21 protein-coding genes are annotated in these 17,261 nt (G+C 40.5%); 4 read left to right on the forward strand and 17 right to left on the reverse strand.

Annotation, left to right across the window (positions count from 1 at the left end):
* Positions 1-19: 19 nt before the first annotated feature.
* On the forward strand, positions 20-262 hold the full coding sequence (locus FXF70_RS06920) for a DUF2626 domain-containing protein (protein ID WP_003217440.1): 243 nt from the start codon (positions 20-22) through the stop codon (positions 260-262).
* A 48-nt stretch (positions 263-310) separates the two neighbouring features.
* On the opposite strand, the gene FXF70_RS06925 is transcribed toward FXF70_RS06920, so the two are convergent.
* The gene (locus FXF70_RS06925) at positions 311-949 is read right to left on the reverse strand and encodes an MBL fold metallo-hydrolase (protein WP_017357989.1); all 639 of its coding nucleotides are present in this window, start codon (positions 947-949) and stop codon (positions 311-313) included.
* A gap of 160 nt (positions 950-1,109) precedes the next feature.
* Here FXF70_RS06925 and FXF70_RS06930 point away from each other — a divergent pair, with 160 nt between their 5' ends.
* On the forward strand, positions 1,110-1,283 hold the full coding sequence (locus FXF70_RS06930) for a DUF2759 domain-containing protein (protein ID WP_003217333.1): 174 nt from the start codon (positions 1,110-1,112) through the stop codon (positions 1,281-1,283).
* Positions 1,284-1,505: 222 nt separating this feature from the next.
* On the opposite strand, the gene FXF70_RS06935 is transcribed toward FXF70_RS06930, so the two are convergent.
* From FXF70_RS06935 to rpmG, 11 genes are all read right to left on the reverse strand, one after another.
* On the reverse strand, positions 1,506-1,820 hold the full coding sequence (locus FXF70_RS06935) for an MTH1187 family thiamine-binding protein (RefSeq protein WP_008342314.1): 315 nt from the start codon (positions 1,818-1,820) through the stop codon (positions 1,506-1,508).
* Between the two features lie 77 nt (positions 1,821-1,897).
* Positions 1,898-3,151 (reverse strand): MFS transporter, encoded by a 1,254-nt coding sequence (locus tag FXF70_RS06940; protein WP_007501238.1) that lies wholly within the window; start codon positions 3,149-3,151, stop codon positions 1,898-1,900.
* 330 nt (positions 3,152-3,481) lie between these two features.
* Complete coding sequence (locus FXF70_RS06950) at positions 3,482-4,603, reverse strand: M14 family metallopeptidase (protein WP_148780037.1); 1,122 nt, start codon at positions 4,601-4,603, stop codon at positions 3,482-3,484.
* An 86-nt stretch (positions 4,604-4,689) separates the two neighbouring features.
* Positions 4,690-6,609, reverse strand: coding sequence for an LTA synthase family protein (locus FXF70_RS06955; protein WP_007501242.1), 1,920 nt, complete (start codon positions 6,607-6,609; stop codon positions 4,690-4,692).
* A gap of 212 nt (positions 6,610-6,821) precedes the next feature.
* Positions 6,822-7,775, reverse strand: coding sequence for an ROK family glucokinase (locus FXF70_RS06960; protein WP_007501244.1), 954 nt, complete (start codon positions 7,773-7,775; stop codon positions 6,822-6,824).
* Between the two features lie 13 nt (positions 7,776-7,788).
* On the reverse strand, positions 7,789-7,992 hold the full coding sequence (locus FXF70_RS06965) for a YqgQ family protein (RefSeq protein ID WP_008342322.1): 204 nt from the start codon (positions 7,990-7,992) through the stop codon (positions 7,789-7,791).
* A 70-nt stretch (positions 7,993-8,062) separates the two neighbouring features.
* A complete protein-coding gene (locus FXF70_RS06970) occupies positions 8,063-9,601 on the reverse strand; it encodes a rhomboid family protein (RefSeq protein WP_148780038.1) in 1,539 nt (512 codons plus the stop codon).
* Between the two features lie 87 nt (positions 9,602-9,688).
* The gene (locus FXF70_RS19020; protein WP_165378921.1) at positions 9,689-9,862 is read right to left on the reverse strand and encodes a hypothetical protein; all 174 of its coding nucleotides are present in this window, start codon (positions 9,860-9,862) and stop codon (positions 9,689-9,691) included.
* Positions 9,863-9,962: 100 nt separating this feature from the next.
* The gene (locus FXF70_RS06975) at positions 9,963-10,427 is read right to left on the reverse strand and encodes a hypothetical protein (protein ID WP_007501250.1); all 465 of its coding nucleotides are present in this window, start codon (positions 10,425-10,427) and stop codon (positions 9,963-9,965) included.
* Between the two features lie 79 nt (positions 10,428-10,506).
* Positions 10,507-11,067 (reverse strand): 5-formyltetrahydrofolate cyclo-ligase, encoded by a 561-nt coding sequence (locus FXF70_RS06980; RefSeq protein ID WP_035702759.1) that lies wholly within the window; start codon positions 11,065-11,067, stop codon positions 10,507-10,509.
* A gap of 48 nt (positions 11,068-11,115) precedes the next feature.
* Positions 11,116-11,265 (reverse strand): 50S ribosomal protein L33, encoded by a 150-nt coding sequence (gene rpmG / locus FXF70_RS06985; RefSeq protein WP_008360061.1) that lies wholly within the window; start codon positions 11,263-11,265, stop codon positions 11,116-11,118.
* A gap of 450 nt (positions 11,266-11,715) precedes the next feature.
* On the opposite strand from rpmG, the gene FXF70_RS06995 reads away from it, so the two are divergent.
* Both FXF70_RS06995 and FXF70_RS07000 read left to right on the forward strand, forming a co-directional pair.
* Positions 11,716-12,063, forward strand: a complete 348-nt coding sequence (locus FXF70_RS06995) for a hypothetical protein (protein ID WP_003217285.1) — start codon at positions 11,716-11,718, stop codon at positions 12,061-12,063.
* Entirely contained in the window at positions 12,060-12,560 is a 501-nt protein-coding gene (locus FXF70_RS07000; RefSeq protein WP_007501254.1) for an endolytic transglycosylase MltG, read from the forward strand. Before FXF70_RS06995 ends, FXF70_RS07000 begins: the two co-directional genes overlap by 4 nt.
* 45 nt (positions 12,561-12,605) lie before the next feature.
* On the opposite strand, the gene pstB (FXF70_RS07005) is transcribed toward FXF70_RS07000, so the two are convergent.
* The 5 genes from pstB (FXF70_RS07005) to FXF70_RS07025 all read right to left on the reverse strand — a co-directional run bounded on the left by pstB (FXF70_RS07005) (position 12,606) and on the right by FXF70_RS07025 (position 17,047).
* Positions 12,606-13,388 (reverse strand): phosphate ABC transporter ATP-binding protein PstB, encoded by a 783-nt coding sequence (gene pstB, locus FXF70_RS07005; RefSeq protein ID WP_017367606.1) that lies wholly within the window; start codon positions 13,386-13,388, stop codon positions 12,606-12,608.
* A gap of 15 nt (positions 13,389-13,403) precedes the next feature.
* Positions 13,404-14,216, reverse strand: a complete 813-nt coding sequence (pstB, locus tag FXF70_RS07010; protein ID WP_007501258.1) for a phosphate ABC transporter ATP-binding protein PstB — start codon at positions 14,214-14,216, stop codon at positions 13,404-13,406.
* A 23-nt stretch (positions 14,217-14,239) separates the two neighbouring features.
* Complete coding sequence (pstA, locus tag FXF70_RS07015) at positions 14,240-15,124, reverse strand: phosphate ABC transporter permease PstA (RefSeq protein WP_007501259.1); 885 nt, start codon at positions 15,122-15,124, stop codon at positions 14,240-14,242.
* Complete coding sequence (gene pstC, locus FXF70_RS07020) at positions 15,124-16,050, reverse strand: phosphate ABC transporter permease subunit PstC (RefSeq protein WP_017357999.1); 927 nt, start codon at positions 16,048-16,050, stop codon at positions 15,124-15,126. The genes pstA and pstC overlap by 1 nt, the downstream gene beginning before the upstream one ends.
* Positions 16,051-16,129: 79 nt before the next feature.
* Positions 16,130-17,047, reverse strand: a complete 918-nt coding sequence (locus FXF70_RS07025; protein ID WP_007501261.1) for a phosphate ABC transporter substrate-binding protein — start codon at positions 17,045-17,047, stop codon at positions 16,130-16,132.
* Positions 17,048-17,261: the final 214 nt, after the last annotated feature.

The raw sequence follows: 17,261 nt of genomic DNA on the forward strand, positions 1-17,261 counted from the left end.
TTTAAGGGGAGGGAAAGAAATGAATCGCATGTTCCGCGTTCTTGGGTTTTGGACGGGTATTTTTGCTGTCATGTTCTATTTAGGACATATGAAAGATGCATCCTTGCTGTTCTTCGGTCAAACCGTTCTTTTTGTATTTTTATCCTACTTGAATTTATCCGAAAGAATGTATATTTACATTTTCGGAGCGTACTTGACGATTTTCTTTGCCGGATTTACATATTATTCGATTTTCATCATGGTTCCCGGTACCGGACATTAATAGAAAAAAGCATCTCCTTTGAAAGAGATGCTTTTTTCGTGCGTGCGATTATAAAGAAAACCCATTGATAAACGGATTTTGCTCCTGTTCTGTAAGCACAGTTGTTTCCTCGCCATGTCCACTTAACACAAGAGTTGATTCTGGCAATGACAACAATTTGTCATGTATCGATTGAAGTAGCACGTCTTGATTACCACCCGTTAAATCAGTTCTCCCGATACCGCCTTGGAATAAAGTATCACCAGAAATCACAAATCCCTCTTCCGCTGAATAGTAAGACACACTGCCAGGTGAATGACCTGGTGTGTGGAACATTTCTAATGTAAACGATCCAATTTGAAGAGGTCCTTCTGACGTAATCAATTGTTCAGCTTCTTTGACCGTAATTCCGTTACCAATTAGTCGAGCTGAACCGTTTAGCTGAGCATTTGTCAGCCATTCTTTTTCCTTTTCATGGACATAAAGCGGAATTCCCCATTCTTGACGCACCTCATCTGCTGCACCAATATGATCAAAATGGGCATGTGTCAATAAGACAGCAAGAGGTTTCAGCTGTTTTTCTTTCACATAAGAAATTAGCTTTTGCGCTTCGCCGCCTGGATCAAAAATTAAACATTCTCCCTGTTCATTTTTCCAAATATATGCGTTCGCTTGCACATAACCTAGCGGCATTCTTCTCCAATTCATTTTCATCACCTACTACTTTTTTCATTCTTTTTTATTATGAAGGCTATTCAATAAAAATTCAAACAATCGTCAACTTGAATGTACTCGACAAGCTTTATGAAAACGGTTAAAATGAAAAGAAAGGAAATCAAGGGGATTGATGACAAAGGGGGACTTTCATATGATGCTCGTCATTATTTTTGGTCTAGTCACGATTTTAGCCGCTCTCGGCATCTATCGCTCACTCAAAAAAGTGAACGTACTGGCCATTGCTTTCGCTGGCGCCACATTTTTGGTTTTTGGATGGTTTACCGTCATGACCATCATCTATAGCGGTTATCCAACTGCACATTAAAAGCCTGCAATCAGCAGGCTTTCAGATTGTTGACAAAGGGCTAAAATGAACTTGATTTTATCCCTTTGTCTTCATTTCAGCGTGATAGAAAACCTTTGCAGTCTAGGAAGGACGAGTACTGGCGCGGAGCGAATTTGACATTCGTGAGCACCAGCACGCAGGACTGACAAAGAATGCGAGGGTTTGTCTACACGCTAAAAGCCTGCAATAAGCAGGCTTTTTCTATTGATTCAAATGTTTATTCACGCTTTCTAATTTGCTTGAAAGGGTGGTCGTTTGATCTCTTCTGTCATCTATGCGGATATTGGTTGCTACTCGGTGTAAACCCTTTTCAAACGGAGCTTCATGAATACGCTGAATGACCTCAAATAAAACGGATAGCTCCCCTTCAATTAAAGTATTCATTGGTGTGAGCTGATATTTGATTTTCCCTTCTTGTTGAAAGCCCTCTAACAGTCTTTGTACGTCTGCTACATATGCACTCACGCTTGGTGTATCAGTGCCTATTGGAATGATGGTGACATCTGCTATCGCCATGGTTCTTGCTCCTTTCAATGACATCCTATTTCTTTCTCGTTCTCATTGTAACCCATCGTGATTCAAAAATGCCATGATCATGTGGCGTTTAAGCTTGGTTTGTCCCGTTCTATCGTCAAATCTGCTCTCTCTACCTTCCCAATATTCGTGAAAAGGAGCAAGCATATACCTGAAATAGCCTCTATCAGTCCTCCTGCTGCAATGACATAACCTGAACCGAATAACGTCGCCATATAACCACCAATGAGAGCGCCTAACGGTATCATTAAATACGAGATCATGTTAATAATCGCATACACTTGCGGCTGATCCTCTGCTTTTACTGACAATTGAATCATCGTATGTTCAGGTACATTGACTGCACTGATGGCTGCACCTAAGGCAAATGCAGATATAAACACAAGTGGTAATAAGGCATTCATCCCTGTAATGAAAAATGCAATTCCATCAACGATCCCTGCCCCGATAAACAACAGACCGTATCGATTCACTTTCACCTTTGTTAAAACGAATCCCATCAAAAATGCACCTAATGCCGTGGTCACTTTGATGAATGAATATACTACTGGTCCACTATGTAAATCTTCTGTTAAATAAATAACCGACAATGCCTCCCACGGTGCCGCAGCAAAATTGGAGCAGACACAAAAAATGGCTAATGGAAACAAAATATGATGACTTTTTACAAGTGAAAATCCCCTTATTAATCGTTTTCCGTATGATAATCCTTTTTTTCCTTTATCCATGATCGCTTCCGTTTTATATGTAATCAGCAAAACCAGTAAAGCGGACATGAGGTAAAGAGGAATAATCACAACCATTGTATATCCTACCCCTACAAATGCAATCATGACACCACAAATCGTCACAGTCACAAGCCTGACCACATGACTGGCTGATTGAATGGTTGCATTCGCCTTTTGTATCACATCTTCATGCACAAGCTTTGGAATAATGGACACCGAAGCTGGTTCATAGGAACCACCAGTCGCTGAATGCAGCAACATACCGCCAATGATGAGTGCCAAAGGAGAAAAATCATAAAAGTAACTCACCACAATCACAAGTATAATCGCCGCCCGAGTTAAATCAGCAAAGCACATCCAAAATTTCAATTGATGCGGCTTCATCATTGGGGTAATAAACGGCCCAATAATGGCTTGAGGGACAAAACTAACGGCAATAAAAAATGCTGTTCCAATTGCTCCCTTTCCCCCTAGCACTAAAAGCCACAAAATGGTATTAAAAGATAAACTATCAGCAGTAATTTTACACATTTTAGAAACAAATAGATAAGTAAAATTTCGTTTCCACAGGCTTTGAGCATTCAATCATCGACATCTCCCTAATTCATATCCTTTTTTTTACAACCACTCTTTCACAATAGCTTACAGGGATGCTCTCGTCAATCACATCAGCACGGTTTTTATTGACCATAAGAAATTGATTGGTTTGAACGGATTAAATGATTGTTGACAAAGGGCGAAAATGAACTTGATTTTAGCCCTTTGTCTTCTTTTCAGCGTGATAAAAAACCTTTGCAGCCCTAGGAAGGACGAGTACTGGTGCGGAGCGAATTTCACCTTCGTGAGCACTGGCACGCAGGACTGACAAAGAATGCGAGGGTTTGTCTACACGCTGAAAGCACCAATTAGGTGCTTTTAATACTTACATGCTTCCCACAATAACCGCTTTGTTTTTTCATAGATCGAATCAAATTGACTCATAGAAAGCGGGTTCTTACCTCGCCCAAGTTCCACCGTATAGCCCTCACTTTTACATTGATAAATAAACCAATCTCGATAACCTGCATAGCTATCAAGATATTGAATCGCTTTGTAACCACTCACCCGTTCTAACCGTTCGACCGTCTCTTTTGAAATGGCCGGTTCGTGGCCAAGAAAACCCCAGTATATCTCTTCTCCTTGTGTATGAAGGGCAATTAGCCGGTCAAAGCGTTTTCGTAAGGCGAGATGTGCCATTGCTTTCGCTTCTGGTTCTGTTAACGGCTGATGCCCTGGGAAATCCCTATAAGACGGAGCTTTCGGCTTATTACGATAATATTCGATTTCCCAATAAGCAGGAAATTGATTGTTTAAATCAATTCCTCGAATATTCGCCTTCCATTCTCGATAATCGGAAAATCCACCATTTAGCGGCGCGAACTCCTCACCGCACAGCCCTAAAGATTCTGGACCATTGCGAACCAAATCAACACCGTCTGGATTTACCATCGGGACAATAGACAAAGCAGTAGTCTGCAATATACGAACCGCTTCATGATGTCTTGCTTGCACTGGGTCAGAGGCCGCTAAACAAAGTGATTTAAGCCATTTTAATAAAACAGAGGTCGTGATCCATTCATTTGCATGAAAAGAGGCATTAACATGTATGGAATGTAAATGTTGTACAGGCTCCGTACGGATTTCATAAATGGGCGTATCAAGCACTGATTGACCAATCACACTCATTTGAAGAAAAGGAAAAACAGCTTTCAAATATTGAAGCTCTCCTTCTAAGTGAGCGCTATCATATTCAAATATTCCGCTGATCCAATCATCTGATTGCTGGAACCGGTAAGGCGCTATGAAGCTTTGCACATCACCTACCGATTGAAATGAATGGGTCCCTTCTGGAAGTCTATACCCCGGTAAAAGGAGGTGATCCGTATTTGATTGATTGGATAAACTGAAAGCTTCTTTCCCTATACCAAGCTGCTTTGCCACATCCTCCTTCCTTGCTTCACCCAGATGCCATTCAATTGTGCCAAACGACTTTTTCATTTACATCCCTCCCCTCTCACACTATATGAACCAGTAAGTAAAAAAAGAAAACCTCTGCATGTAAATAGCAGAGGTTTTCTTTTAAATTAAGACGCCTTTTTTAGCTCAGTGTCATCTTCTTTTTTAGATGGTGAATGGTCCGAGTTGTTTCGGTCATAAAATCTAAGGAGATCTCCATAGATAATTTGATCAGAGAATTGAAGCTCCTGCTTTGCCTTTTCTTCATAAGACTGACAACCAGACTCATCTTCTCTCGGCTCACCCGTTTCTTTGTTGTAGCACACACCAGCTGTGAAAACACTGTCCTTCGTAATAAAACTTCCATCTCGAAGCACTGTGAAGTCATTTGTATCTTTTGATAATAGGTCATGACCAAATTGAATTTGCTTACTTGTATCGATTCCTAGAAGGTTCATGACTGTTGGACGGATATCCACTTGGCCGCCAACTGTATCAATCTCTTTTGGATGTTTATCCGTGATACCAGGAATGTGTACAACAAATGGTACTTTTTGAAGCTGAACTTCTTCAAAAGGTGTAATGTCTTTGTTTAAGAATTGTCCCATTGCTTCGTTATGGTTTTCAGAAATCCCGTAGTGATCCCCATATAACACAAAAATGGAGTTATCGTATAACCCTGCTTCCTTCATTTTTTTAAAGAAAAGCTTGAGTGCCTCATCTTGATAACGCACTGTAGGGAAGTATTTGTTCAACGTTTTGCTCTTTGAGTCATATTCATCAATGAGCTTATCTTCTTCATCTAAGTCGAATGGAAAATGGTTCGTTAATGTAATCAATCTCGTATAGAACGGCTGCGGGATCGTTTTCATTAAATCCACTGACTGCTCAAAAAACGGACCATCTTTTAGTCCCCAGCCAACTGAATTTTCTTCATTTACATCGAATGATTTAATATCAAAAAATTTGTCGTAGCCAAAGCTGTCATAGATCAGGTCACGGTTCCAGAAACTTTTGTTATTCGCATGAATAACAGAAGAATGATAGCCTTCCTCTTTTAACAACTCAGGTGCGGCTTTGAACTCGTTGCTTGGATTTGTGAAAAATACAGCTCCTCTTCCAAGCGGATAGAGTGAATTATCAACAATAAACTCGGAGTCGGATGTTTTCCCTTGACCCGTTTGATGATAGAAATTACTGAAATTATAGCTTTTCTTGATCAATTTGTTTAAGAACGGCGTGATCTCTTTCCCATTCAATTTTTCATTGATCACAAAGCTCTGGGTAGACTCAAGCGATACTAGAATGACATTTCGTCCTTTTGCTTGACCAAACGTCTTTTCATTACGGTCTGTTTGATTTGCGCTTACATAGTTTTCAATTTCCGTTAAGCTATTGCTGTCGGCAAGTGCTCGCTGAGCGGATTGCTTCGATTGCAGAACCCCATCATAAATATGGAAGTTATATAAGCTGATGTTTTTCACTAGCATCTCACGGTCAAATGAACGAGTTAACAGCTCTGGTCTTTCTGTTTCAGCCAAACCAAGGTTAAAAAAGAAAGTGGCTGCCACAAATAAGTAATAAGCTGCACGTCCCTTACGTGAAATCGTTACATCTGTTCTAAAGGAAGGCTGTTTTTTATAGAGCCAAATTAAAATGATGATATCAACAAACATCAGAAAATCAACTGGTTCAATTAAAGAGGTAATACTTGACCCGAGGTCACCCATATTGTTTGTTTGAAATAGGACGGGGATGGTTAGAAAATCACTGTAGAATCGATAAAATACAATGTTAGCTAACAAAATAAATGTCAGAACAAAACTCGTCACGATGATATATCGATTTCGATTTTTTTCTTTAAAGAATAAACCGATACCGAAGATAAACAAGAGAAAGCTAAGCGGATTAATAAACAGGATAAATTCCTGCATGAAATTTTCAATTTTGATATTAAAGCTAGATTTATAGATAACATAGGTTTTCACCCACATTAACAAAGTCGCAATCAGTAAAAATGACATCGCCTTTAATCTTTTCTTTCGCATTGTAACCTCCTTATGCTAAAAACGCACTCAGGTTAGGGATATCCCCAATTATTGGTGCTTCTTCAAAAATAACTAAAGTATATCTTATCCTGTCTATGCTGGAAAATCAATGTCTTTTTCCCCATGACAAACTTATGAATATGCTAAACATTCAATTTCATGCCTATCTATCGCTGATTTTAATAAAAATGACATCATTATGACATTTTTGTTCAAGACAGCCACTTGTTTTTTGCCATCCATGCACCGCCGATCACGCCTGCATCGTTTCCTAGTGAGGCAATCACCACTTCAACATCCTCAGCACATGGAGGAAAGGCATGATGCTTGACGACACGCTCTACTTTACTGCGAAGAAGCTCGCCCGCTTTAGATACACCCCCGCCAATGACGATTTTTGTTGGGTTTAAAGCACTGGCTAGATTCGCAAGGACAAGACCAAGATGGGTTGTCACTTCATCTACGACACGCATCCCCAGTTCGTCTCCGTTTTCTGCTGCCTCAAATACATCCTTTGCAGACAGCGAAGTAAGTGAGCCAAGTGATGATGTATGGCTCTTTGTTTGTAATGTATCCTTTGCGATTCGGACGATCCCTGTGGCAGACGCAATGGTTTCAATACAGCCTGTTCTCCCGCAGTTACATGGTGCTCCTTGAAATGGAACGGCACAAATATGACCAATTTCTCCACCAGCACCTGTTTCGCCTTGAACCACTTCTCCATTGACAATAATACCGCCGCCAACCCCTGTGCCCAGTGTAACCATCAGGATGTTTTTGGCGCCATCACCTGCACCCTTCCACATTTCACCGAGTGCAGCAATATTCGCATCATTTTCGATGACAGATGGAAGTCCTGTCTCTGCCTCTAAATGGTCTTTCAAGGGATAGTTTGTCCAGCCCAGATTCGTTGTTTTATAGACAATTCCGGATACTTTATCCACTGGTCCAGGTGCTCCCATACCGATCCCAATTAGGGCTGATTTCGGCATGCTGATCTCAACTAGTTTATGGTCAATTGACTTGGCAATGTCGACTGTAATTGTCTGCCCAGATTTATCCGTAGGAATCTCCCACTTATGCTGAATTTCACCATAAAGATTAATAAACGCAAGCTTAATTGTCGTACCGCCAAGATCAACTCCTACAAACCAATCCCCTGTCATATGTCCTCCACCTTCACATTGTTTTTCGATTTAATTTGGCTAGTTCCATTTGAAGGATGGTCATTGCGTTTGACCATTCAGTTCGATCGATGATGCCCGATGTGTACATTTCCTTCAATTCATCTGCCATAAATTCTAATTCCACTTCACGATCTCCGAAATACACGTAATTTCCAAATCTCATGAGCAGCTGCTGTACATCATATAACGTTTTCATTATTTTCACCATTTCTCTAAATCAACAGATAGGATAAGCGTATTCATAAATGCGCTTTCAGTCAAGTCATTCAACGTGTTTGAGTGTTTTCAATATATTGTTTCAACTTTAAAAATTGGTCATTTTGCGGATCTTGTTTTAATGCTTTTTCGATGAAGTCGTCTGCTTCCGCTGTCTCGCCTTTTTCTACATACAACAACGATAAGTGATACAATTTATTCGGCTCATTTGGATCTTTTTCAAGCGACTTTTGCAAATACTCAATGGCCTTGTCAAGATGTCCAAGCTGCGCTTCGGAAAGCGCATATATATGAAGTGCTTCAGCTGAGGCATCCTTTTGCTTTACAAATTCCTCTAGACGCTGACTTGCTTCGCTATAGTTCTTTTCATCAAATAAACTCGCTGCCTCGCTAGTTGCCACCGCTTCTTTTTGATCGTCTGAATGAAACCCTGTATACAATCCAATGCCGCCAATAAGGAGGAGAAGAAGACTAGCAAGAAGCATTTTGACAGGCTGAAACTGTTTAGGAAGACGGACCGCTAAAGCGGCTAAAAAGCCCCCAGCGAGCCCCCCAAGATGCCCTGCATTATCAATCCCTGATACAGTGAAACCTATCCCTAAGTTGATGAGGATAATCACGATAATATTTGTCCCCATCGTACGAAAGAAGAGCTTCCGGTTAGAGATCGCTAAATATAACAATGCGCCTAAACAGCCAAAGATCGCACCTGATGCTCCTGCTGCGATGGCTGTATTAAACACAAAGCTCGCTATGGAGCCAAAGATGCCGGAAACTAAATAAATCAGCAAAAATCTCCCTGAACCATAAATTCTCTCAACAGCCGCTCCAACGGACCAAAGAGCAAATGTATTAAAGAGTAAATGCGTCAAACCAATGTGTAAAAACATAGGTGTCACAAAACGCCACCATTCACCCTCTAAAATCAGCATATTATTTTTCGCACCAAATGCTGTTAAAGTGACTGTATTGGTACTTCCACCAGATAATTCAAGTAAAAGAAACATCACCACTTGAACTGCGATTAACATATAGGTAAAAATCGGTCTGCCATTTTGAAAAACGGCCCGTTCTCGTTCACGCTGCTTTTCCTGATCATCAAATGCCTGAAGCACGTTCATTTTAAGCTGCATTGCATCCTCAAATGTATCTCTCTTCGCTTCTTCTACATCAACTGCAAGCGATGTATTCAGCCATTTTTGCAGTTCGTTTACATCGTTTTGAAGAGTATCTGCGCTTAGTAATACAGGCGTAACTGTCACCTTTTTCTCTTTTTGCGGCTGGCCGCTTAGGTCTTCCCAATCATCTACTGGAACATCAGCTGTAAATTGTAGCTGTAAGAGATGAAGAGATCGTTTACGCATAGCTTCTCTCAGCTGATTGATCCGATACGTTTGCTCCTCAATATCTCGAACGATCTCCTGCCTAAAATTCACATCTCTTCTATATAGACGGATGAGATCGTACCCTGAGTTTCGTGGTGCTTCAAAAAATATTTCATCTTCTGGATACGGACTTTGAATCATCTCGTATCCTTTTTGTCTTAGTTCATCAACAACTCGCCAAAATAGACTATCTATGACATTCATTCATTCGCGCTCCATTTTTTACATTATTATAGCAAGAATCGTACTTATCCGCATTTCTAAACAAAAAAAATCCCGGCGTTTGCGGGATTAGAATGCTTGGCGAATAAATTTCGTCCGAAAATATGGGATTTTCATCAGCCATTTAATAAAAAGGTGACGCACTTGATTTTGACCTAAAATCAAATTCATCAGCCGATAACGGTTTTGCACGAGTACGAATGCAAACAGTGTGAACACAATGCTCCAAATCATTTTATTCATCATATTCCCTCCTATGTTCGTATCGTGGCTTAAATAGGATTTGTTTATGCATGAACCATCGTTTTTATCACTTTGAATGGTTCCTTTCATTAGCCAGCCTTCACAATCTAATCCCCTGTTCTTTTGATTGAATATAAAAAACCTCTTCACCCTCTGATTGATAACAGGAAACATCAAATTGATGAAGATCCACTAAATCCTTGAACGTATGAGGTAGCTTACAATTCGCCTCTAACTTTTCCATCTTATGAGGGAAGTAATTGTCGTTCGGATTTGGCGTATGAACATATACGGCGTCTAAACCAGGGTCATGTTCGTGAATACAAATCCATGTTTGGTATGGCTTTTTAAATGCTTCAAGCTGCTTTAGCAGCCTATTGTATAAAGCGATATGAGCTTTTATATGCTCTCTTCTTATTTTTAAGCTATTTTCCCCAACTCCAGAAAAATCAAGGTGCGTATGCCAAAAATAAAACCATGAATCATGATCGAGTATTAGGTCACAAGTATTCACTTCCTCCCACACATTGCGGAAGTATCTTTTCTTTCCACGAAATTTTTTCAAAACGAACCTCCTATCAGCTAAAATGCCATGACTCTAATGAAACGCCAAAAAGCCCGTTCAATGGGCAAGCAGCGGACTTTTACTTTTGATATAACAGACCTTTTTCACTGACAATCATAGACACCGATATGTCATGCGCTTCAGCCGGCACATACTCGATTTGCTGTAATGACAGACAAAGGGCAATGGTTACACCGTGATAGTCCGCTAAGTAGCGGTCATAATAGCCGCCCCCAAATCCAATACGGTAGCCTTGTTGATCGAAGCATACCCCAGGAACAATGATCAAATCGATTTCTTCTTTATGTACAGCAGCCGACACCTGAGGGTCTGGCTCTGTTAGCCCAAAGTAGCGGGATATCATCTTCGTTTCCGGTGTATATTCATAAAACGTCATCTCTTTTGTTTCCGGGAAACAGGTCGGTACACATACTGTTTTCCCCTCCTGCCATGCTTTTTCAATCAGAGGCATTGTCGGTATCTCTTTTCCTCTAGACATAGTGAGCGCAATCGTATTTGCATGTTTCCATGCTGGCAGCTGAAACAAGTGCTCATGAAGGAAAGCGGTGCTTCGCTCGAATTCCTTAGCACTCATCTGATCAAGCTTAGCTAATGTTTGAAGACGAAGCTCTTTTTTCACACAGATCATCTCCCATCATAAAAAAACAGCAGGAAAATTCCCTGCTGCTTACTTTGTTTCACGATGTAAAGTTTGTTTTTTATCACGTGAGCAATACTTTTTGAATTCAACGCGATCTGGATTGTTTCGCTTATTCTTTTTAGTAATATAGTTACGCTCACCGCATTCAGTGCAAGCTAGAGTAATATTTACGCGCATGTTTTTCCCTCCAAACTAAAATCAATTCACATTCAGACCTAACTATAATACCACTTCTAGCTAAGGAATGCTAGAATGTTTTTTCACCAATTTCATTTTTCAATGCATTCCACCCGCATCCTGATCCATATTGTCTGGTCATGTGATGAAAAATCGCCTTCTCCCCTATAAAAACACGTTCTTTGTCGTACTGTATACATGAGAACCCCTCTTTGTTCCACAGCTTTTTTTCATCTGATCCGTCTTCTTTTATTTTAACAGCGGGCAAGGTTTTCATACTTGGTTTCCCTATAAAAAGAAAAATGATGAAAAAAAGGTGATTTTTTCAGCAATTCCTTTTGAAACTAGCTTTTTTATGGTATAAAAAAGAAGGGTCGAAAACTGTCTGAAACAATCATGAGAGCCTTTTTTGGCTTTCAGCATTAAAATATGAATAAAAGGTGATGAAACATGGAAATTGCAATTATCGGATTGCTTGTTGTCAGTATTGTACTGATCGCATTCTCATATTTTCAAAGAGAGCCGATTAAAGAAGTCGAACAGGAACTTGAAACACTTCAACTATCTGCAATGCAAGAAATCTATAAACTGAAAAAGAAAATGAAGGTTCTTGAAGAAGAATTGCTTGAAACAAACATCGTTGTCCGCAAGCATTCAGAAATTGATCCATCTATTGCAAGACAAATCATTTCAAAGCATCAAAATGGCATGTCTCCTGAGGCGATTGCGCGCGCTGAGCATGTATCTGTAGAAGATGTGAACATGATCATTAAAGACAACGAGAGGGTGCTTGTATGACGAAAAAAAGCATCCAAACGTTTGCAGCAGGTATGATTCTTGCAACTGGTGTTCTGGCGATCGTCTTTTTCCTTACTGGAAAAGATGAAGCGGCAGCTGATTCTACAACAAAAGAAACCCTCGCAGCGAAAGTGACAGACACTGACGTGAAAAATTACTTAGACTCTAAAAAAGAAGTCTCCGTCAGCCGTGAAACATATCAACAACTTCTTGATTATAAAGAAAAAGCGCTGAAAGCAAGTGAAGACGGCGATTCTCAGAACGATAAACAAACAACGGACAAGCCAAAAGGCAAAACGGTTAAATTCGTGATTAAAAACGGTATGAGCACAAGTGATGTTTCAGACATGCTTGAAAAGGACGGAATCATCAACTCGTCTAAAGATTTTAATGATTATGTGATAGACGCAGGCTACCATAAAGAAATTCGTGCCGGCAAATTCAATTTAAAAACAGGTATGACATTCAAACAAATCGTCAAAGCCTTAACAAAATAACATCAAAAAACCCCCTGGCGGCATTGACCTCCAGGGGGTTTTTGATTATCCAAATCGTCCTGATATATAATCATTTGTTCTTTGATCATTTGGCTCTGAGAACATCACATTCGTATCATTGACCTCAACAAGCTCGCCCATCAAAAAGAACGCTGTTCGGTCTGATACCCTTGCCGCTTGCTGCATATTATGCGTCACAATGGCAATCGTATATTTCTCTTTCAATTTCATGATTAATTCTTCAATCTTTAATGTTGAAACAGGATCAAGCGCAGATGTTGGTTCATCCATTAATAGAATATCCGGGCTTGTGGCAATGGCTCTTGCGATACAAAGACGCTGCTGCTGACCGCCGGAAAGACCTAATGCAGGCGCACTTAATCGATCTTTCACTTCATCCCAAAGGGCAACATCACGAAGCGCTTTTTCAGCGATTTCTTTTAATTGCTGCTTGCTCTTCACCCCGTGAATTCTTGGCCCGTAGACGACATTATCAAAGATAGATTGAGGGAATGGGTTTCCTTTTTGAAAGACCATCCCGACGTTTTTACGCAGTTCCACTAGATCGACACGGCCTTTTAAAATATTGTCACCGTTATACATCATATCCCCGGTGATTTTCACACCTGGCACTGTTTTGACCATGAGATTTAAAGTCTTTATAAATGTTGACTTTCCGCAGCCGGACGGACCGATAATCGCTGTGACCTCATGCTCTTTAATGTCTAAATCAATATGCTTCAGTGCGTGATGCTGTCCGTACCAAAGGTTCATATCATTCACACGAAACACTTCTTTTTTGGCTGTTTCAGTTGCTACTGCATTCATCAAAATCCACCCGCCTTATCCGAATCGACCATTAATATAGTCTTCTGTTTTTTGCTGCGCAGGACGTGTAAAGATACGTTCAGTCGCATCGTATTCCACTAGATCACCGTTCAGGAAGAAGGCTGTATGATCAGATACACGTAACGCTTGCTGCATATTGTGCGTGACAATGACAATCGAATAATCATGTTTCAATTCCGATAATAGCTCTTCAATTTTTGCATTTGAGATCGGGTCTAAGGCAGAAGCCGGTTCATCTAATAAAAGCACGCTAGGTTTCATCGCAAGGGTACGTGCAATACAGAGACGCTGCTGCTGGCCGCCTGATAATGATAAGGCAGAGCGGTGCAAACGATCCTTGACCTCATCCCATAGCGCTGCCTTTGTTAAACTTTCTTCTACCGCATCATCAAGCACTGATTTCCTTTTTTCACCCGCATATTTTAGCGCATGCGTAATGTTGTTGTAGATAGATTTAGGAAATGGATTTGGCTTTTGGAAGACCATCCCGATTTCTCTTCTTAAATTCACCACATTAATACGGTCATCCAAAATATTTAGCCCTTCGTACATGATCGCCCCTTCACTTCGTGCACCTGGAATTAGGTCGTTCATGCGGTTAATGCTGCGTAAAAAAGTCGATTTTCCGCACCCTGATGGGCCGATTAATGCAGTGATTGCATTTTTTTCAATTTCAAATGAAATTTGATTGACTGCTCTTTTTTCACCATAATAAATACTTAAATCCTGCACCTGTAGAATCTGTTCCGCTTGAAGTGGAGCCTTTTTTGCTGCAATCTCTTTTTTTTCTGCTAGCATTTGAACCATTTCCCCTTCACACCTCTCACTATTTATTTTGACGTAAGCTTCTTATGAATAAATGAACCAAGCCATCTAGCTGCTAAGTTGAATACTAATACAGAGAGCACAAGTACGGCTGATGCACCATTTGCAATGGCCTCTGCATCTGGAATAATCCCCTGTGTATTGACGTTCCATATATGAACGGCTAATGTTTCTGCCGGTCTAAAAATATTCAGTGGTGACGTATCGGAGAAAGGACTCCAGTTTGTAAAATCAAGACGCGGTGTTGAAAGACCTGCTGTGAAAAGAAGAGCAGCCGCCTCACCGAAAACTCTTCCCGATGCTAAAATCGCTCCGGTAATAATGGATGGAATCGCACCTGGGATCAGAACCGTCTTCACTGTATGCCACTTTGTCACACCGAGCGCAAGCGATGCTTCCTTTTGATCCTTCGGTACAGATCGAAGTGCATCTTCTGTCACCCTGACCATCACTGGCAGGTTAAAGACAGTCAACGCAAGGGCTCCTCCGATGATCGTATAGCCCCATCCTGTTAAATTAACAAACATCAGCAAACCAAACATACCGATGACGATCGATGGCAGAGACGATAACACTTCAATACATGTACGAATAAAATCAGTCACTTTGTTTTGAGGTGCATATTCTGCCATGTACACCCCGCCACCCACGCCAAGAGGCACGGTAAACAGCATCGTAATAAATAGAATGTAAAACGAGTTAAACAGCTGATCCCTGATACCGCCGCCAGAACCAATCGCACTTGAGCGTGTAGTCAAAAAGTCAAAATTTAATTCTTTGGCACCGTTGAAGATGATATAAGAAAACAAGCCAACAAGTATCGCCGTAATAATGGCGGCACATAATCCAAAAACGATTGTGGCAAAACGATCGGTCATTTTGCTATTCATTAAATCTTCCTCCTAGATGACAAGTATCTGATAATGAGTATGAACATAAATGATACAACTAGAAGGACAAGTCCCATTGACCAAAGTGTATTGTTTTCAACACTTCCATACGTTGTATGTCCCATGTTTAACGTAATAATGGTTGTTAATGTACCAGCTGTGTCCATAATACTTTCTGGTAGATTACGCGTGTTTCCAATGACCATCTGAACGGCAAGGGCTTCTCCAAATGCTCTTGCCATTCCAAGCACGACCGCTGTCATTAATGTCGGAAGCGCTGCCGGTACAAGAACACGTCTGATCGTTTGCCATCTTGTTGCGCCTAATGCATACGATCCCTCACGTAAACTTTTCGGAAGTGAAGCCATTGCGTCAGTTGCAATGGATGTAACAGTTGGCAGAATCATAATAGAAAGGACAATCGTTCCTGCTAAAACACTGTGCCCTGAACCGCTTGACTTAAAGTGTCCAATAAACGGCACCAATACTGTAAGACCTATGAATCCGTAAACAACGGATGGAATCCCTACAAGCAGTTCAATCACTGGCTGGAGAATTTTCCGTCCCCATGCAGGTGCAATTTCTGTCATGAAGATCGCTCCTGCGATGCCTAGCGGTGCTGCTATAAGTGCTGATAGAAGCGTGACAGCGATTGAACCAAAGATAAACGGAAATGCGCCGTATTGCGGATTTTCTGCTGTAGGGTTCCAATTGATACTGGTTAAGAACTCAATTGGGCTTACACCATTTACGATGAAAGATTGTAAACCCTTAATGCCAAGGAAGATTGTGATGGCAATTGATACAGCAATCATTAAGAATGCGCAAAATTTCACCAAAATACTTCCTCTTACTTCATCCATTTGCCTATTTTTTTTCGAGCTGATCAGTCGATCGCTCGCTTCTGTATGTTCTATCTGTTTCATCTTTTTCTACACTCCTATGAATGTCATAAAAGGAAAAGTGAAAAGCTCCACTTTTCCTTCATCATCAATTCAAGACCTTTTACTTATCTGTTTGTTTGCCTGTTGCGTCTCTTTCTACTTTCATATTAGAGACTGAGATGTAGCCTTGGTCTTTAACGATTTCTTTTTGTACTTCGTCACTCATCAAGTAATCTAAAAATTGTTTTGCTAAACCGTCTGGCTCACCTTTTGTATAAGAGTGCTCGTATGCCCAAATTGTATATTTACCGCTTTCTACATTGCTTTCTTCTGGTTTCACACCATCAATGCTAAGCGGTGTAATTTTGTCATCTGTTAAATAAGAGAATGCTAGATACCCAATCGCACCTGGTGTTTCTGCAATCAACTTTTTCACTGTGTTTGAAGAATCCTCTGTGATTCCTTCTGCAGGTGTCGCGCCGTCAAGTGCATATTTCACAAATGTTGCACGAGTTCCTGATGAGTCTGGTCTGTTCACAAGTGTGATTTTTTGGTCTTTCCCGCCAAGCTCTTTCCAGTTTTTGATTTTACCAGTGAAGATTTTTTTCAATTCGTCCTTTGTGATGTCTTTGACACCAACTTCAGGGTTAACAGCTGCGGCCATTCCAACAACTGCTACTTTGTGGTCTTTTAAAGCTTTTGCGTCGATTCCGTCTTTCTCTTCTGCGAATACATCTGAGTTCCCAATTTGTACAGATCCTTCTGATACTTGAGAAAGTCCTGTTCCTGAACCGCCGGCTTGTACTTGAATATCGGCTTTTGGATGTTTATCCATGAATTTTTCTGCTGCCGCAAGAACTAAAGGCTGCATCGCAGATGATCCTGAGATGGTAATGGAACCTGATGCCTCATCTTTGTTTGAAGCATTTCCTTTACTGTCTTTTGAATCTCCGCTTGAGCTGCTGTTTCCGCATGCTGTGACGAATGCTAACAATGCGATAGTAAGGAAAGTAAGCAGCCATAATTTGTTCTTTTTCATTTCAAGAATACCCCCTGAATAATTTGTCCTACGAGTAATACATTAAAGGTTCTTTATTAATTTCGTTTAAATGGAATGTTAAGGTTTTGTAAATGTCGGAGATTTGTAGAGAAATTGCGGGGTTTTTTATGATTTTTGTCAATTTATATCGAAAAGTTTGAAGAAAATATAAAAAAACGCCCACAAAAAGTGAGCGTTTTTACCTAGAATAGGT

The sequence above is a fragment of the Bacillus sp. Y3 genome, assembly GCF_008123875.1.
GTDB classification, from domain to species: domain Bacteria; phylum Bacillota; class Bacilli; order Bacillales; family Bacillaceae; genus Bacillus; species Bacillus altitudinis.

Bases quoted from the DNA above. Each gene is read 5' to 3' on its own strand.
- FXF70_RS07025 (WP_007501261.1), bottom strand. From the start codon at position 17,047: ATGAAAAAGAACAAATTATGGCTGCTTACTTTCCTTACTATCGCATTG.
- FXF70_RS06930 (WP_003217333.1), top strand. From the start codon at position 1,110: ATGATGCTCGTCATTATTTTTGGTCTAGTCACGATTTTAGCCGCTCTC.
- FXF70_RS19020 (WP_165378921.1), bottom strand. From the start codon at position 9,862: ATGAATAAAATGATTTGGAGCATTGTGTTCACACTGTTTGCATTCGTA.
- rpmG (WP_008360061.1), bottom strand. From the start codon at position 11,265: ATGCGCGTAAATATTACTCTAGCTTGCACTGAATGCGGTGAGCGTAAC.
- FXF70_RS06970 (WP_148780038.1), bottom strand. From the start codon at position 9,601: ATGAATGTCATAGATAGTCTATTTTGGCGAGTTGTTGATGAACTAAGA.
- pstB (WP_017367606.1), bottom strand. From the start codon at position 13,388: ATGAATGCAGTAGCAACTGAAACAGCCAAAAAAGAAGTGTTTCGTGTG.
- FXF70_RS06950 (WP_148780037.1), bottom strand. From the start codon at position 4,603: ATGAAAAAGTCGTTTGGCACAATTGAATGGCATCTGGGTGAAGCAAGG.
- pstB (WP_007501258.1), bottom strand. From the start codon at position 14,216: ATGGTTCAAATGCTAGCAGAAAAAAAAGAGATTGCAGCAAAAAAGGCT.
- FXF70_RS06935 (WP_008342314.1), bottom strand. From the start codon at position 1,820: ATGGCGATAGCAGATGTCACCATCATTCCAATAGGCACTGATACACCA.
- pstA (WP_007501259.1), bottom strand. From the start codon at position 15,124: ATGAATAGCAAAATGACCGATCGTTTTGCCACAATCGTTTTTGGATTA.
- FXF70_RS06955 (WP_007501242.1), bottom strand. From the start codon at position 6,609: ATGCGAAAGAAAAGATTAAAGGCGATGTCATTTTTACTGATTGCGACT.
- FXF70_RS07000 (WP_007501254.1), top strand. From the start codon at position 12,060: ATGACGAAAAAAAGCATCCAAACGTTTGCAGCAGGTATGATTCTTGCA.
- FXF70_RS06960 (WP_007501244.1), bottom strand. From the start codon at position 7,775: ATGACAGGGGATTGGTTTGTAGGAGTTGATCTTGGCGGTACGACAATT.
- FXF70_RS06920 (WP_003217440.1), top strand. From the start codon at position 20: ATGAATCGCATGTTCCGCGTTCTTGGGTTTTGGACGGGTATTTTTGCT.
- FXF70_RS06925 (WP_017357989.1), bottom strand. From the start codon at position 949: ATGAATTGGAGAAGAATGCCGCTAGGTTATGTGCAAGCGAACGCATAT.
- FXF70_RS06995 (WP_003217285.1), top strand. From the start codon at position 11,716: ATGGAAATTGCAATTATCGGATTGCTTGTTGTCAGTATTGTACTGATC.
- pstC (WP_017357999.1), bottom strand. From the start codon at position 16,050: ATGAAACAGATAGAACATACAGAAGCGAGCGATCGACTGATCAGCTCG.
- FXF70_RS06965 (WP_008342322.1), bottom strand. From the start codon at position 7,992: ATGAAAACGTTATATGATGTACAGCAGCTGCTCATGAGATTTGGAAAT.